The sequence below is a fragment of the Vibrio japonicus genome, assembly GCF_024582835.1.
In the GTDB taxonomy this organism is placed as follows: Bacteria; Pseudomonadota; Gammaproteobacteria; order Enterobacterales; family Vibrionaceae; genus Vibrio; species Vibrio japonicus.
The window spans coordinates 1,156,422-1,172,135 of the sequence record NZ_CP102097.1; the positions used below are offsets into that span (position 1 = coordinate 1,156,422).

General features: G+C 46.4%; 17 protein-coding genes. 2 read left to right on the top strand and 15 right to left on the bottom strand.

The features are described 5' to 3' along the window. Positions 1–4 precede the first annotated feature (4 nt). The 15 genes from NP165_RS18630 to NP165_RS18700 form a co-directional block, all read right to left on the bottom strand. The gene (locus NP165_RS18630) at positions 5–733 is read right to left on the bottom strand and encodes a FliA/WhiG family RNA polymerase sigma factor (RefSeq protein WP_257085963.1); all 729 of its coding nucleotides are present in this window, start codon (positions 731–733) and stop codon (positions 5–7) included. Between the two features lie 11 nt (positions 734–744). Beyond that, positions 745–1,236 (bottom strand): flagellar basal body-associated FliL family protein, encoded by a 492-nt coding sequence (locus tag NP165_RS18635; RefSeq protein WP_257085964.1) that lies wholly within the window; start codon positions 1,234–1,236, stop codon positions 745–747. Positions 1,237–1,257: 21 nt separating this feature from the next. Beyond that, positions 1,258–2,295: a flagellar hook-length control protein FliK gene (locus NP165_RS18640; protein ID WP_257085965.1), complete on the bottom strand. Its 1,038-nt coding sequence runs from the start codon at positions 2,293–2,295 to the stop codon at positions 1,258–1,260. Further along, complete coding sequence (locus NP165_RS18645; RefSeq protein WP_257085966.1) at positions 2,292–2,612, bottom strand: LafD; 321 nt, start codon at positions 2,610–2,612, stop codon at positions 2,292–2,294. Before NP165_RS18645 ends, NP165_RS18640 begins: the two co-directional genes overlap by 4 nt. Then, positions 2,596–2,982 (bottom strand): flagellar export chaperone FliS, encoded by a 387-nt coding sequence (fliS, locus tag NP165_RS18650; protein ID WP_257085967.1) that lies wholly within the window; start codon positions 2,980–2,982, stop codon positions 2,596–2,598. Before fliS ends, NP165_RS18645 begins: the two co-directional genes overlap by 17 nt. Positions 2,983–3,003: 21 nt before the next feature. Continuing rightward, positions 3,004–4,341, bottom strand: a complete 1,338-nt coding sequence (gene fliD / locus NP165_RS18655) for a flagellar filament capping protein FliD (RefSeq protein ID WP_257085968.1) — start codon at positions 4,339–4,341, stop codon at positions 3,004–3,006. Positions 4,342–4,756: 415 nt separating this feature from the next. Beyond that, positions 4,757–5,623, bottom strand: a complete 867-nt coding sequence (lafA, locus tag NP165_RS18660) for a lateral flagellin LafA (RefSeq protein ID WP_257085969.1) — start codon at positions 5,621–5,623, stop codon at positions 4,757–4,759. A 286-nt stretch (positions 5,624–5,909) separates the two neighbouring features. Then, positions 5,910–6,719, bottom strand: a complete 810-nt coding sequence (locus NP165_RS18665; RefSeq protein WP_257085970.1) for a diguanylate phosphodiesterase — start codon at positions 6,717–6,719, stop codon at positions 5,910–5,912. Next, entirely contained in the window at positions 6,712–8,802 is a 2,091-nt protein-coding gene (gene flhA, locus NP165_RS18670) for a flagellar biosynthesis protein FlhA (protein ID WP_257085971.1), read from the bottom strand. Before flhA ends, NP165_RS18665 begins: the two co-directional genes overlap by 8 nt. Positions 8,803–8,833: 31 nt before the next feature. Next, positions 8,834–9,964: a flagellar biosynthesis protein FlhB gene (gene flhB, locus NP165_RS18675; protein ID WP_257085972.1), complete on the bottom strand. Its 1,131-nt coding sequence runs from the start codon at positions 9,962–9,964 to the stop codon at positions 8,834–8,836. Further along, on the bottom strand, positions 9,961–10,737 hold the full coding sequence (gene fliR / locus NP165_RS18680) for a flagellar biosynthetic protein FliR (protein WP_257085973.1): 777 nt from the start codon (positions 10,735–10,737) through the stop codon (positions 9,961–9,963). Before fliR ends, flhB begins: the two co-directional genes overlap by 4 nt. Next, a complete protein-coding gene (gene fliQ / locus NP165_RS18685; protein ID WP_257085974.1) occupies positions 10,737–11,006 on the bottom strand; it encodes a flagellar biosynthesis protein FliQ in 270 nt (89 codons plus the stop codon). The genes fliR and fliQ overlap by 1 nt, the downstream gene beginning before the upstream one ends. A 12-nt stretch (positions 11,007–11,018) precedes the next feature. After that, positions 11,019–11,777, bottom strand: a complete 759-nt coding sequence (gene fliP, locus NP165_RS18690) for a flagellar type III secretion system pore protein FliP (RefSeq protein ID WP_257085975.1) — start codon at positions 11,775–11,777, stop codon at positions 11,019–11,021. Positions 11,778–11,795: 18 nt separating this feature from the next. Further along, a complete protein-coding gene (gene fliN / locus NP165_RS18695; protein ID WP_257085976.1) occupies positions 11,796–12,164 on the bottom strand; it encodes a flagellar motor switch protein FliN in 369 nt (122 codons plus the stop codon). Then, positions 12,161–12,982 carry a FliM/FliN family flagellar motor switch protein gene (locus NP165_RS18700; protein ID WP_257085977.1) on the bottom strand — a complete coding sequence of 274 codons (822 nt, stop codon included), beginning with the start codon at positions 12,980–12,982 and terminating at the stop codon, positions 12,161–12,163. The genes fliN and NP165_RS18700 overlap by 4 nt, the downstream gene beginning before the upstream one ends. Positions 12,983–13,354: 372 nt before the next feature. Here NP165_RS18700 and NP165_RS18705 point away from each other — a divergent pair, with 372 nt between their 5' ends. Together NP165_RS18705 and NP165_RS18710 are read left to right on the top strand one after the other, a co-directional pair. Continuing rightward, entirely contained in the window at positions 13,355–14,374 is a 1,020-nt protein-coding gene (locus tag NP165_RS18705) for a MotY family protein (RefSeq protein ID WP_257085978.1), read from the top strand. Then, on the top strand, positions 14,374–15,705 hold the full coding sequence (locus NP165_RS18710) for a sigma-54 interaction domain-containing protein (RefSeq protein WP_257086859.1): 1,332 nt from the start codon (positions 14,374–14,376) through the stop codon (positions 15,703–15,705). Before NP165_RS18705 ends, NP165_RS18710 begins: the two co-directional genes overlap by 1 nt. The last annotated feature ends 9 nt before the right edge of the window (positions 15,706–15,714 follow it).

The window sequence follows — 15,714 nt, forward strand, 5'->3', positions numbered from 1 at the left end:
ACTCCTAAGAAGTCATAAAAAGGTTGAGTTGTTCTAACGCTTGCTTGTGAAGCTGACAAATACGGGGAGGTGTCAGGTCTAAAACAAGTGCAATTTCATGTAAATTGAGCTCGTGTTGGTAAAACAGTGTCAGCAGAAGTTGATCACGTTTGGAGAGCTTGTTGAGAGCCGTGCCTAAACTTCGGCGTATGTGCTCGTGTTCCATCCCGTCGTAATGGCTACTTAGGCTGCTGTCCATTCCTCCTTCAAGCAGTTGGTCCAAACTCTGAAGTTCACCGGCTAGCGCGGCATTTTGTCGCGCGTAGTAATCTTGCTCGTCGGTTCCCAGCGCTTTAATGATTTCAGCGTCGGTAGGTTGTCGCCCGAGTTGACGAGTGAGGTCACGGGTCACATCATTAAGTTCGTGTGCTTGCTGGCGGGTTTTACGTGAACGCCAATCCAAACGTCTTAGTTCGTCGAGAATAGCGCCGCGAACTCTGCATACCGCAAACGCAGGGAAGTTCGGGTCTTCTACGTTACCGTAACGTCGGCCGGCTTCAATAAGCGCAATCAGGCCAATTTGTTGCATGTCTTCAATACTGCAATGGGAAGTAGCGTGTGCTCTGAGCTGATTGACGACCCGTTTAACCATAAGCTGATGACGCTGCAACAGTTTGCTCTCGTCGATGTTTACCGATGGAACGTCAAACTCTTCTGTTGCTGAGTAGCTGTCCTGTAAGTTCATCTCCAGCATAGCTGTATTCCTTACTGCACAACGTATTTGGTGAGTAGCACATCCTCGATATCGTGCACGAGGTTGGTTTTTTCAAAGGCTTTAAGTAAGGTTTCCTTTACTTCACCTTGCAAAACGTCGATTGCACCAGTTTGCTGTAGCTCGTCAAACGTTTTGTCACTAAAGAGCTTTAGCATTTCGTTTTGTATCATTGGCATGTAGCTATCGATTTGTTGGATACGTTCCAGGCGACGAGTTTCGATAGCCAGTTCTAACATCACAAAATGCGTTTGTTTCTTACCTTTGACGGTTAACACGAGTTTATCTAAAGGGTGGAAGCTCGGACCTTTATATTCTTCTTCTGGTTGATTCTCGGAGAGAAACGCTAGGGGAGAGCTTGTTAAACTCAGCCCTTCGCCAGATTTTGTCAGCCACCAAATACCGCCAGCCAGTGTCCCTGCCGACACGAGGGCGCTGGTGATGATCATAGCGAAAAACATGGAGATCATTTGTGGTTTGGTCATTACCTTTTCCTCGATGATTAACTAGGCTTGTGTGTTGAGCCAGTGTTCTGAATAGTCTGTTGTTGATTGTGTTTGTCGTGCGGCAAATTCGCGGTTTGCGAAAATGATGACGTCTTCATCCGCCTGCTGGGGAGATTGATGCCGTTGCCCTTGATCCGAGCCAACATTCACATCTACATGCACGAAGTTTTGTTGTTGCAGTTCCGCACGTAAGCGTTCCGATACTTGCATGAGCGCTTCTCGGGTTGCAGTGGCACTGGCGTTGATTTGGACGCTCAAGCGGTCACCTTCTACTCGTACCATGAGGTCCAGTTTCCCCAGTTCTGGAGGGTCAAGGCGAATCTTGGCTTCTTGCAAGTTTTGTTGTGCTTGAAGGGTCACGCGATCATGCAGAACTTGCATCATTTGCTCTCCCCATTTTCCAGCCTGAGTGTCGATTCGAACTGAAGCCCATTCTGAGCTTTGAGCTTGGCTAGGTGCTGGCAGATTAGGTGCGGGCGACTGAGTAACCGTTGCTGGGGTGATATTGAGCTGAAAGGCTCCATTCGCGCTTTGGGTCGTGCCTTGGGGTAACGTTTGCTGAATCACCGCTGAGATATCGGACTGACTCTGCTTAGAACCCGTGTAGCTCGCCAGTTCTTGCGGTGACCTATTTAGCTGCGTAGTTAACGACGCAGTGAGTTGGTGCTCTGACGTTGAAACCGAAACAGGTGATCGGTTCGTGAACTCCAACATATGCTTGTTCATTGCTTGGGCTTGTAGAGTCAACAAGTTCGCTGGCTGCTCCGTATTGTCGAGCAACGAGAGAGCGCCCTCTAGAGAGACATCTTGTTGGGCATCCAGATCAGACGCTGATGGTGTTTGAGCAGTCCCATTGGTGGAGAGTTCCGGCAATTGAAAGATAAGCGCAGAAGTCGCTTGTTGCTGCGCAGCCTCGGAAGCTGCGTTATCAAGCGATGGCGTTGCTGAGTCTACTCGTGCACCTGCAATTTTTGTTTCAGTTTTGCCCAGTTTACTGGTTGAGTCGGCTGCGTTAGCGTGAGTCGCAAGCGTAATCATTCTGACGTCTCCATGGTCATAGCAAATTGGTAAGCCACGGCGCGTTCTTGCTGTGCGCTGACTAACTCCATTTCTTGCTTTAACTCGCTGGTTGCCTTTGCTAGCGCTTTTAATGCGTTATCGTGTACTTGCCTTGCGCGTTGGATTTCCGGTGCGAGTTTTGGATCATTAAGAAACGGCTTATGGCTGACAAGCAGCTCCCGGAGCTGCAAGTCATGGCGTTCTAGCGCCTGCCAATCGGCCATTTTGGTTGCGATTAGGATCAACTGAGACAGATGACGAAATCGCTCAGGAGAAACTTTATGCATTCTGTCCAAAATTCACCCAACCTTCTCGAATGTTGCCCATGACGCGTTCTACATTGGTCAAGCGGTCTGCATCGTTCTGAGTACTGGCGTAGTAAAGCTCTACCTGGCAGAAGTCGTACAGTTGCTGTAGATTGGTCGCAATTTCACCGCCATTCTCATCATCCAAAGCACTGCTCAGGCCGATTAAAATGTTCATGCATTTGTTAATGCTGGCACCTTTTTCAGCCAGACGACCAGCTGCCAAATGGCCACGAATGCGTTCGATTTCATCGAGCAGGCCATCAATCAGCATGACCACTAATTGATGAGGGTTGGCAGAGGCTGCCTGGGCATCGAGGTCGACTTGTTGATACGAGTCATAGCCGGAATCCATGAGCATAAGAGTTTCTCCTAAAAAGCGTTAACCAAACATCGACATGGTTTGGTTCATTTGAGTCATGAGGGAATTCATGTGTGTGAACTGCTTGAGATAGCGGTTGTAAGACATCTCATATTTGCGTTCTAACTTGGCTTGCTTGTCGTCTAAGCGATCAAGGCCTGCTTGCAAAGCGTCCTTGCGTGAACTAAACAAGCCGGAAGAAAATTTAAGGAATGGTTCAGCCATTGAATCGAGCGTGCTGAGGAGCGCACCTTCACCGTTAAACATGGCTTCCAGTGCTGCGCCATTGGTTTGTTGAGCCTCATCGAATTTCTCGCTATCAATGCTCATTTTACCTTCGCGACTGATAGTGATACCGACATCGCTAAGACGCATTCCATTGAATTCATTACGGACGATGCTGGTCAATTGGCTTTCAATCGAACGCAGGGTGGGATCACTGGCCAGTACGCCACGTTTTTCGTCTTCACCGCCGATCTTAGTGTATGTGTCTAAAGTCGCGATCAGCGAGTTGTATGCCTCGACAAACTGATTGACTTGCTCTTTGGTTGCCTCAGCGTCGGCACCCACGTTTAAGCTAAGTGGTGCTTCACCTGCTGTTTGGGCTTTGGATACAGTAATGTCGACACCGTAAATGAAGCCTTGGAAGGTATTGCTGGAGTTGGTGAGCTGCAGACCACTGCCTTCTTCACCAAGCCATATCACTGCGTCTTTTGGTGCACTAATCTCATTTAAATTGGTAAATGCATCTTCAAACCACGCTTGACCAGTACCAGATGCGCTTACGCTGATGCGGTTGGCAACGCCAGTTTCTGAGCTGGAGAGCATGAAATGGGTTTGACCATTGGAACGTACTAGTGTCGCGTTGACGCCCGGATTAGCGCTGTCGTTATTGATCGCGCTGACCAAGTCGGCCATAGTCGCGATACCATCGCCATCTGTATCAACCGTAGCGAGATCCAAAGACATTGTTTCACCGTTGATGGTGAGATCCAATGTCCCAACGGTTGGGATTTCAGTCGTTGAATCTAAGTCTACTGGCATATCTGCGGAGACTTGATGTGCGGATGCGATTTGTTCGACAAAAATTTGGTAGCTGCCAGCCAGTGCAGTCGCATCAGCGTTGGCCGTAAAATAGCCATCCTGTGACACGGTCGCGCTGTTTTTGATGATGCTGCTGGTCGTGCTGTTCATTTCATTCATGGCAGTACGGAACTCGCGTAATGCGCTTTCTACTTTGCTCAGTGCCGTCAGCTGTGACTGATAGCGATCAGCTTGCATTTGGTCGCGCTGCTGAAAAGGCTGAACATCGAATGTGGCCAGCTGGGTTGCCATGCTAATTGGATCTAACGAACTCATGAGGTCGTTCCCTCTGTTAAAGTGTGTTATGCATCATCAAGTCGAATATGTTTTCACTATCGCAAGATGTGTGCCCAAAATGAAAAGTCACCAATATCAATAAGTTAGATTGACTTTTCATGGCGAGGAGGAAGTGGAAGTTCCACCTTGGGAGTTTCCCCTTTTCCTCTATGAGAAACCTGTATTTCTCAAATAAATAGGGCGACCAGATCGGCAAAAAAATTAAGTCGGCGTGGAGGAGTCCATCTATTGTTGTGACTGACATTGTTCGAACGCATCGTTAAAAGTGGAGCGCGATAATTGCGTTTTTGATTATGGAAGTAGGGGGGAGTATTTCTCTACGAGCAAAAAAAAACCTCCCGAGGGAGGCTTTTACAAGGATGAATAGAAATGTAGTGCTTACTTCGCGAAAAGATTAGCGAAGCAGTGACATTGCCATGCCAGGAAGTTGGTTTGTTTGAGACAGAACCGTAGTGCCTGCTTGCATCAACATTTGGTTCTTCGTCATGTTTGAAGACTCTACTGCGAAGTCTGCATCAGTGATACGGCCTTTCGCTGCCGATGTGTTCTCAACCATGTTGCCTAAGTTAGCGATAGTGTGCTCTAGACGGTTGATGTTTGCACCGAAGTTTGAACGTACTGTACCGATATCAGCCAAAAGACCTGCATCACCATTCGCACCTTTCAGTGTTGTAAGTGCCGTTTGTGCACCTGCTTCAGTAGAGATGTCGCCAAGTGCGAAAGCACCCGCTGCGCCGATTGCTGTATTTAGCGTGGTGATATCGCCAGAAACATCGATTTCTAGCAGGTCACCTTCGTTAGTGCCGATTTGGATGTTTACCGGACCTGCTGCGAAACCTGTAGTATTAAACAGTTTCTGACCACCGAAGTTAGTAGAAGACATGATGTTAACCAGTTCTTCATTAAGTTGCTGGTATTCTGCGTTCATTGCCGTTTTATCTGCTGCAGATGCAGTACCGTTTGACGCCTGAGTTGCTAGGTCGTTCATGCGGTATACGATGTTTGTCATTTCATCCATCGCACCTTCAGCAGTTTGCATCATAGAGATACCGTCTTGTGCGTTACGCATTGCAACGCTCATGCCGCGAGTTTGAGACTCTAGACGAGTTGAAATTTGTAGACCAGCAGCATCATCAGCAGCTGAGTTGATGCGGTAACCCGTGCTCAAACGCTCCATTGCTGTGTTTAGTAGGTTACTAGTGTTGTTAAGAGTGTTCTGAGTAACAAGTGAAGCGTAGTTAGTATGCATTGATAAAGCCATCGTAGTCTCCTTGGTTTCTAACTGTCTATCAGGCCTTGGGATATTCCCTAGTCACTAATAAGAGGCGGACGGTTGTTGGAGATAATTAATCTAAAAAATAGAAAAAATGGCATTTGGGGTAATTTTGATGTTTTTTAGTGATGCCCATTCCAGAAAGTGCCCATTTTGATGAGGGAAAATAAGAGTAAGCACACCGCAGCATCAAAAAACGGGTTCTTCTCACCATAGTATTTTAGGGATAAGGAACCCGCTGATTGGTACATGTACTAACGCAGTCTTGGAAGACTTAATCGAAACTTTCAGTCTCCTCGAATAATTTGAAGGATAGTGAGGTTGGAATATCACTGAAATAGCCAAAATAAAAGCTCGCGCCAAGCAACATATAGCGATTGAGCTCATTTTGACTGGCCACACGCCCCGCTACCCAAGGGAAACGATGGCGACGCAAAAAGCGTGCAATTGGAAGAAAAGCTTGTTTGTCTTGTTTACTTTCTAGCGTGACTGCCAACTTGATCATGTCAGGCGAAAATTGAGCGATATGCTCATAGTGTTTTTGTTTGGAGGTGATTTCAAACCACAGCCCGTAGGCGTTGTCTTGCAGCAATGTTACCAGTGGCGTGATCCGTTGCTTATCGCATAACGCCTCATCGCCCTGTAAAGATGGGATTACGTGCATAAACGCGTGTGCGTGGTGAGTAATGATTTGTTGTAAAAAATGCTCCCCTGCTGGCCACAACAAGGTATTTAGGTCGATAGGCACAACGACGTTGCTGATGAAATTGGGGTGAAATGTTTCTAATTGAAAGTGAGTCTGACGCAGAGCTAAGTAAAGACTATAGAGATCCAAGCACATTCTCATATGCTTGGAGAGTTCAAACTGATATACGCTCTGTTCGCAACGAGCACCGAAACGAAGTGTCAGGTGTTGGAACTTTACGTCACTGGTTCTGGCATCGCGGATCGCCTGGCATACATGGCGAATGTCATTTTGGCAAAATGCGTCAAAAATCAGTTGATCATCATCTGTAACGACGTGTTGCTCAATCAGATCGCGCAAATACTGGAACATAGCTTGCGTTGTAATGAGATTAGCCAAGGTTTCCTACCACGTTGATTTGTTTATTTTCTGGAATTTCATTGTATGACAAAACCGCCAACCCTTGGGTGAAGGTTCGAGCATAACGAGCGATCAACGGCCTTAACTGAGGCATCACTAACAGAATGGGTGCCAATCCTTGCTGTTTCAGCTGCTGTCTAATCAAGGGTAAGTTTTGCTGGAACTGGCTCAAAATATTGGGCTCAATCGGAAAACTGTCGAGCATAACGGGTCCGCTGCTCTGAGCCTGTTGCAGTGAAGACAGAAGCATTTGTTCCAATTCGTTTGACAGCGCGTAGACGTTGAGCTCATTTTTCTGGCCAGCAATCAGGTTGACCAAAGTACGACGTAACGTACAACGAACGTCAGCTGCGAGCAGAATCGGATCCTTGGTGTTTTCTGACGATTCCAGCATGGTATTGGCTATGGAGCGAATGTCTTTTAACGGCACTTGATCAAGCAGAAGTTGTCGGTACACCTTAAGTTGCTGTGAAGGGTTAAGGGCGGCACTTAGCGCCTCTGCCAATTTCGGTGCCTGTTGAGTTAATCTCTGATTCATGGCCTCCACATCGTCGTGGGTAAAAAGCTCTGCCAGGCTGGTTTTCATAATTTTGCTGATGTGCGTTGCGATAACGGTACCGTCATCAACCACTTGATATCCCATATTGAGAGCTTTGGCTTTATCTTGGTGTTCGATCCAAACTGCAGGTAGCTGATAGGCAGGATCGCTGCCCAGAATGCCATCCACTTCTCCGTAAGTTTCACCCACAGCAATGGCCATCAAGCGCTCCGGCTCGATAAACCCTTGCTCAATGACTTCGCCATTAAGTGAAATCGTATATTGATTGGGTTTGAGGCTAAGATTGTCCCTAATACGGACTTCCGGTAATAAGAAGCCCACTTGCTCTGATAAGTTTCTGCGCACACCGCGAATACGCTGGGTCAACGGAGCCCCTTGCTCCTTGTTGACCAGATGAACTAAACGGTAGCCAAGAGCCAGCGATAAAGTATGTACGTGAGGAATGTCGTCCCAGGTTAAAGGCGTATCTTCCTCTTGCATCGCTTTAGAAATCGCTTCTACCTGTTCAATTTGACCATCCTGAACGGGTTGTTTAGCTTGTTTCCATCCTGCAAACGCTAACACCGCAGCGAAGCTAAAGAAGGCAAGGTGTGGCATGCCAGGCACAATACCGATGATCACCATGATACCTGAAACCGTGTACAAGGTTGCAGGGGTGGCCAGCAGCTGTTTGTGCATGGTTTGCGTCATATCGTTATCGCTGTCATTGATGCGAGTCACGATAATTGCCGCCGCAGTAGCCAGAAGCAGAGAAGGGATCTGCGCGACCAAACCATCACCGATAGTGAGTAGGGCATACGTCTTAAATGCGTCAGATGCCGCCAGACCGTGTTCAAACACACCAATGCTAATACCACCAATGATGTTGATGAACAGGATAAGAAGACCAGCAACCGCATCACCGCGGACAAATTTCGACGCACCATCCATGGAACCGTGAAAATCGGCTTCGTTTGCGACTTCTCGACGGCGAAGGCGCGCGGCTTCTTGGTCTATCAGGCCTGCGTTAAGATCTGCATCGATGGCCATCTGTTTACCGGGTAGGGCATCAAGAGTGAATCGCGCTGAAACCTCAGATATACGTTCGCCACCTTTGGTGATCACCACAAAGTTAATGATCATCAAGATCACGAACACCACCATACCGACAACATAGTTACCGCCAATCACCACTTCACCAAAGGCTTGGATGACTTTACCCGCCGCGTCACTACCGTTATGGCCTTCGAGCAATACGATACGTGTCGAAGCCACATTCAACGTCAAACGTAATAAGGTCGCGACCAGCAATATGGTTGGGAAAATGGAAAAGTCGAGCGGCCTTTTGGCTGTGGTACTTACCAGTAACACCAAAATGGCTAGAACGATATTGAAGGTAAACAAAGCATCCAGTAGCAAGGGTGGCAAAGGCAAAATAACCATTGCCAGTACCATCAGCAAGACAATGGGAATACCGACATAGCTTTTGCTGGAGGATTGAAGTTGTTTTAGCCGGTTAAGCATACTTTCGTGTCCTTAAGTAAACGCGGATTGATCAGTGCTGCAAGTGTTTTGGAATTGAAAAGTGAGGCAGCGGAAGTGGGCGCTCACCATTACCTCGACGGAAGGCTTTCAATTGCAGAACGTAAGTTAATATATGGGCCACTGCGATGTAGAGTTGGCTAGGAATCGCTTGCTCAAGAGCAGTGGTGTAGTAAATCGAACGCGTCAAAGGAGGTGAGTTGATGATCTCGACCTGATTTTCGCGTGCGATGCGTTGAATGTGCATAGCGGTTTCGTCTACACCTTTTGCCACGACAAAAGGCGCATCCGATAGTGATGTGTCGTACTTTAGCGCGACCGCGTAGTGTGTTGGGTTGGTGATCACGACATCGGCTGTTGGCACCATTTTGTCGATTTTTCGCCTTGCGAACTGTTGTTGGATCTGACGAATCCGTTGTTTGACTTCAGGGCGACCTTCATTGTTTTTAAACTCTTCTTTCTGTTCTTGTTTGGTCATACGAAGCTCTTTCATATGTTCCCATCGCTGGTAGGGAATATCGATTACACCAAATAGAAGCAGGGCAAATCCCATCAGTAGCAGACCTTCGAATAAAATCGTCATGATCATGGTTAACCCTTGGTTCAGGGGCAGTCTTTGCATGCCGATTAAGGGTTGAAGGTGGTTATCCAGATAGCCATACAGCAACGCGAATATCATCGAAACTTTAAGCGTAGATTTAACCAGCTCGACCAGAGAGCGAGTAGAGAACATACGCTTGATGCCACTAATCGGGTTAAGTTTGCTTAACTTGGGTTGGATGTTCGCAGGACGAAACATCCAACCACCTAGCACCATGGTGCTGCTAACGGTAAAAATGACGATGACTATAAACAGCGGAAGCAGCAGTTCAATAATGATGGCGAGGCTTTGCCCAATGTGATCAATGAGCCGATTAGGGTCTGCCAAATCTTGTTTTGTGAGTTGCATGTTGAAGCGAAAAACGCCGCTAATGCTTTGCCAAAAGGTATCGAGCTGACTGTAGAAAAATAATGCGACAGCTAAAAAGATCACTGCCGTGGTGAACTCTTTGGCTCGTGGAATTTGCCCTTCGTTACGGGCTTTCTTAATTTTTTGTGCGGAAGCCTGTTCGGTTTTGTCTTGAGATGACGCTTGATCGCTCATACGCCCCCCAACATAAAGTTATTGAGATATCTGAGTGTATCGTGCACTAATGCGGTGTAACGGCTAGGTACGCCGGATACGGAGATCAAAACACTGAATAAGCCCAGCAGCATGGTCATGGGGAAACCCAGCGCGTACACGTTTAAAGCCGGAGCCGCTCGGTTCATTACACCGAAACTGATGTTAGCCAATAGCATAGAGACGATTGCTGGAAGTGCCAACGCTAGGGACGAAGCGAACATCCAAGCAAAAAGATTCACGATGCCTTGCAGTGATAGCGCGCTAATACCTGACCCCACAGGCCAAACAACGAAGCTTTGGATCAAGATATCGAGAACCAGCAGGTGTCCTTCCAAAGCCAAAAACAGCAACGTAGAAAACAGTAGGAATATACGACCCAGTATCGCTACGGAAAGTCCGTTGACTGGGTCGTTCATCATCGCCATACCAAGCCCCATCTGTAGCGAAACGATTTGACCTAGCATGGTAAAAATATTGAACAGCAAATGGAGTATCAAGCCAAACATGATGCCCCAAATCGCCTGCTCAAAAGCCAAAAACAGCGAGGTGAGGGAAAATAGATCGACCGCAGGCATAGAAGGCATCAAAGGCGCGGTGATCACCACAATGGAGAGTGCCAACAAGCTACGTACCCATACCGGGATCAGAGAATCGCCGAAAAACGGCATGGAAATAAATACGGCACCAATGCGAAAAAACGGCCACCATAGTTGACCGAGTATCGAAGAGAGATCTGCAAAGGTGATTGCCATCAGCCGATCATCCCAGGAATGTTGTTGAATAAGTAATCAAACAATTCCATGATTTTTCGCAGCATCCAATGACCAGCAAAAATGACCATCAGTAACGTGGTAATTAGGCGAGGCAGAAAGCTCAGGGTCTGTTCGTTGATCTGTGTTGCGGCTTGAAAAATCGCAATTCCCAGCCCGACAACCAAACTGGGAACGACGATCACACCAACCATTAGGATCACCATCCAGACGGCATCTGAAAAGAGGGTAACAGTCATTTCAGGAGTCATTGCTTTACCCTCTTAGCCGAAACTCGCCGACAAGGTGCCGACCGTCATTGCCCATCCGTCAACCAACACAAACACCACCAATTTGAAAGGCAGTGAAATGATCAGAGGGGACAGCATCATCATACCCATAGCCATTAATACACTGGCGACCACTAAGTCGATGATTAAAAATGGGATAAACAGCATGAAACCAATCTGGAAGGCGGTTTTAAGCTCACTGATCACAAACGCTGGCAGAACAACAGCAAAAGAAATGTCTTCAACGTTTTGGTCCAGTGGTTCATTGGCGATACGAAGCATTTGTTCAAGTGAACTTTGATGGGTTTGAGCCAACATAAAGTTCCGCACCGGTTGCTCTGCGATAGAAAACGCCTGCATTAAGGTAATTTCGCCCTTATCGTATGGTTGAAATGCGTTTTCGTAAATGTCACTCCAGACAGGGCGCATGATAAGCAGAGACAAAGCAAGGGCAATGCCCACTAGCACGCGGTTTGGTGGGCTTTGTTGCAGACCAAGAGCCTGGCGCAAAATGGCGAGTACAACAATAATGCGGGTGAAGCTGGTGGCCATTAATATAAAGGCAGGCAAAAAGCTCAGCGCTGTCATCAGCAGCAGGATTTGCAGTTTTACACTGTACTCCTGCTGAGAATCACCATCAGAAACAGAAAGTATGGTTAAGCCGTTATCAGCGGCAATGCTCGGAAAGGAGACTAGACCGACTATCAGCAGTAGAGCCGTTAGCCACGCTGATAGAGAGCGCTGGTTTATCATTGCTTTTACCATCGACAATTAATGGCCTACACCAGTAAGCGCTGAGTCAAGTACGTCTACTAGACGAAGACCATACTTTTCATTCACGACGACGACTTCTGCATGGCCCATCAAAGAACCGTTAACTTTGACATCTAAAGGTTCGCCATTCAGCTTATCGAGCTCAATAACCGTTCCTTCACCGGCTTTCATCAAATCACCCAGAGCAATTTCTTTACTGGCCACTTCCAATGTTACGGTAACCGGAATGCTCTTGAAAAAGCTTAAGTCACGCTGCACTTCAGGCGCTGGTTGGAAAGGGGCTTCATACTTGAAATCCTCCAACTGAAAGTCGTCAAAGTTTAGGTCTTCGCTATCGAAAGTTGTGTTGTCTGTAGAGTCGCTCATCGTTGCGATTCCTTATCATGGTTAAAGATCAAAACGAGTTGGCCATCTTGCTCTGCAACGCGGCCGGAAAATAGGGTTTGATTACCAATGCTGACGGGCACGGTGTTTAACAGATCAATGGGCAAAATGTCGTTCGGCTGAAGGTTAAGTACGTCGCTCAGTGCCATTTGCTTCTTGCTCAGGACGGCATTTAAACGTACAGGCGTTGACTCAAGCGAGCGACAAAAAGGTTGATATAAGTTCTCTGGGCACGGCAACTCCAGCTGTTCAATCAATGTCTGAACTAAGTGGCTATCAAGTTTAAGATGAAGCGTACTTTGGAATTCATCGATTTTAATCGTCAATTCAGCATGAATACCTATGCCCATTGCAGATTCGAAATCAACGGTGCTCCACATATTTTGGGGAGCCAACCACTGACTAATGTGCTTACTGATACGCTCTTGAAGGCGTAAATCACTGCTGGTCAGCGTATGTGAATCACGTTCGATACTTGCACCGTAAAAGCGGTCTGCCAGCTTAATCAACAAGGTGTTGTCGATGTGCGCGAAAGCGGTACCACCATTTTGATGCCGCAATACCGACGTCGATGACTTGTCCATTTCTGAAGACGAAAAGGTGTGTAACTCAACCGTAGTGAGCTGCGCTTCCACCTGATTGGTTTTGAGCCAATTCTGTAATTCGTTCGTTAAACTTCCACATGAATCAGAAATCAAACTCGCCAGTTTCTCGCGAATAATATGAATTGGTTTACCTAGTAGCTCTACATCCAGCAGTTTGAAATCTGTAGAAATAGGTTCGTTAACTCTTTTTTCCATTTATATTTTACCGTGCGTTGACAATGGAATCTGTTTTAACTTAGTGGACGCTAGTCTACACATGATTTTCTATTAATATTTAGTTTCGTTTATTAATAATGTGAGGTTAGTTCATATGTTGTTTAGAACCAGTTACCACACACTTTTAATGGAAATTAAAACGAGTTATTTTCATGTTATCTATAAAATAATTAATAGTATGAAACTAGTTTCTTTTTATGTGTTTCTTTTTTATTCAGGTGTTTGAGTTTCTATAAGATGATGTAATTTTTAAAATAAAAACTCTATGAATATCGTCATTAATTCTTGTTTTATAAAAAATTTTTGGTTTCTATTAAATCGTTTAAAACGTATTCAGAATAGGTAGTTAACATGATTGGCCATGCCAGTTATCGTAAGTTTGTGGTTTTTTTAATTGATTTTTCTAAGTCATGGAAATGTCATATATATGATGTGAAGTTTGGTTTTTTAGCGGGTTTTAAAACGATTTTTCCCATTTTATTGATATTTCCTAATCTTGTTTATTCAAGTGATTTATTAACTATTCCCATGGATCTTTCTCATTGGGTATATAAAGGGAGCAAATTTGAATGCAACTTGATGCATTCTAATTCGCCGGTGGGGAAGTTTTATTTCCGCTCAAAAAATAAAGGAAGTATTTATTTTATTTCGGAAGTGAAAAGTCAAAGTAATAAATGGCAAAGTGCTACATTAAGCAGCGTGAATGCACCGTGGGAGCAGACAGCAACTAGCACGTTGGTGTCGTCGTTTACTTCTCAACGCCCGACCAACCGATTTGAATTTCGTAATGATGCCGAAGTATTGCTGGGTGAAGTAGGCAATGGGCGTTGGATTATGCTGTCCCTGGGAGGAAGTAATGCTTCCGCTTTGTCGGGGGTGACGATCCCAACGATTCAAATGCAAAAAGCACTCTCAGCGTTTAACGCATGCCGAGAGCGATTACCAAAACTGTCATTCTCACAAGCTCGTGACATTGTTGTGCCGTTTCAGTTTGGACAAAAAGTGTTGAACAGAACACAGCAACACACGCTGGACGCTCTCTACAGCTACGCATCAGTTGATAACCGCGTGAAAAAAATTCTCATCGATGGCCATACCGATAACATTGGCTCTGAGGTGGCAAATCTTTCTGTTTCGCGTATGCGTGCCCAGCAAGTTGCGGATGCACTCATCGCTCGTGGCTTACATTCGGACATGATTGAAGTGAGAGCACATGGCTCCCGCTATCCGGTTGCGAGTAACAGTACTGCCAAAGGGCAAGCTAAAAACCGCCGAGTGACAATACGTTTAGTGAGAGATGACGAACGTGTAATCGCTAAAAAAGACATTCACGAACAACCAAACCAGCAGCAAAAGGTCGAGGTTCAATGATGACGAAAACGAATATTTTGTTGGTGGAGCCAAATGACAACCTAGCTCAACCATTATTGGATGTATTGGAAAATGCAGGTTATGTAGCCAAGCATGTGCGAACAGGGCGTAGTGCATTGTTGGAAGAAAGAGCAAACATCACATTAGTTAGCTCTACCTTGCCAGATATGTGCGTGCGTGAGTTTGTCGCCTGTCACCAGAAACAGCCCAATTCGGGTGTTGCGATCGCAATCGTTGATCAAGAGCAGGGGATCTTGGCGGCTGAAACCATGAAGTCAGGGGCAACAGATTACCTATTGCGTCCATTTGAAGGGAGCCAAGTGATCAACTTACTCAAGCGTGTTGAAGCTTTGGGTAAGCCTATGGCGAATATTGTCGCAGAGTCTTGGCGAAGCAAGCAGGTTCTTCAACTGGCACATCGCGCTGCGTGTACCAGTGCCAGCGTTTTAATTACTGGTGAGTCTGGTACGGGTAAAGAAGTGCTTGCTCGCTATGTGCATGAACACTCCCCACGCATCCATGGTCCATTCGTTGCGGTGAATTGTGCTGCAATTCCAGAATCCATGCTGGAAGCGGTGTTGTTTGGTCATGTTAAAGGCGCATTTACCGGAGCTATGAATTCTCAAAGCGGTAAGTTCGAAGAGGCGAACGGAGGCACGATTCTTCTTGATGAAATTGGTGAAATGTCTCCTGCGGTACAGGCCAAGCTTTTGCGTGTTTTGCAGGAAAGAGAAGTAGAGCGCGTTGGCAGCCATAAGTCGATTCAACTTGATATCCGCGTGATTGCTGCCACCAATAAAGATTTACGTGAAGAAGTACAAAAAGGAACGTTTCGAGAAGATCTCTACTATCGCCTAGATGTGTTGCCATTGCATTGGCCACCTCTGCGCGAGCGAAAAGAAGATATTTTGCCGATTAGTCAGTTCTTTATTGAAAAATACCAAGGTGGCAGTCGTTGTCATTTATCTCAGGATGCAAGGAGTGCGCTCAGTCAGTATCACTGGCCAGGGAACATCCGCGAACTTGAAAACGTGATTCAGCGTGCTTTAGTCATGCGCCATGGTGATTACATCACCGCCCATGATTTGATGTTACCGGTTGAACTGGTGGCACCTGTGCAGTCTGCAGAGCCGACGTCGAGCTTCGGTCACATTGAAGCGAAGAAGCAGGCTGAATTTCAATTTATTCTGGACAAGTTACGTCAGTTTGGTGGTAACCGAACGAAAACCGCAAATGCTTTGGGTGTGTCTACCCGAGCATTGCGTTACAAGCTCGCAGCCATGCGAGAACACGGTATTGATATACAGTCGACACTAGGATCGGCGGCTTAATAGGAGATA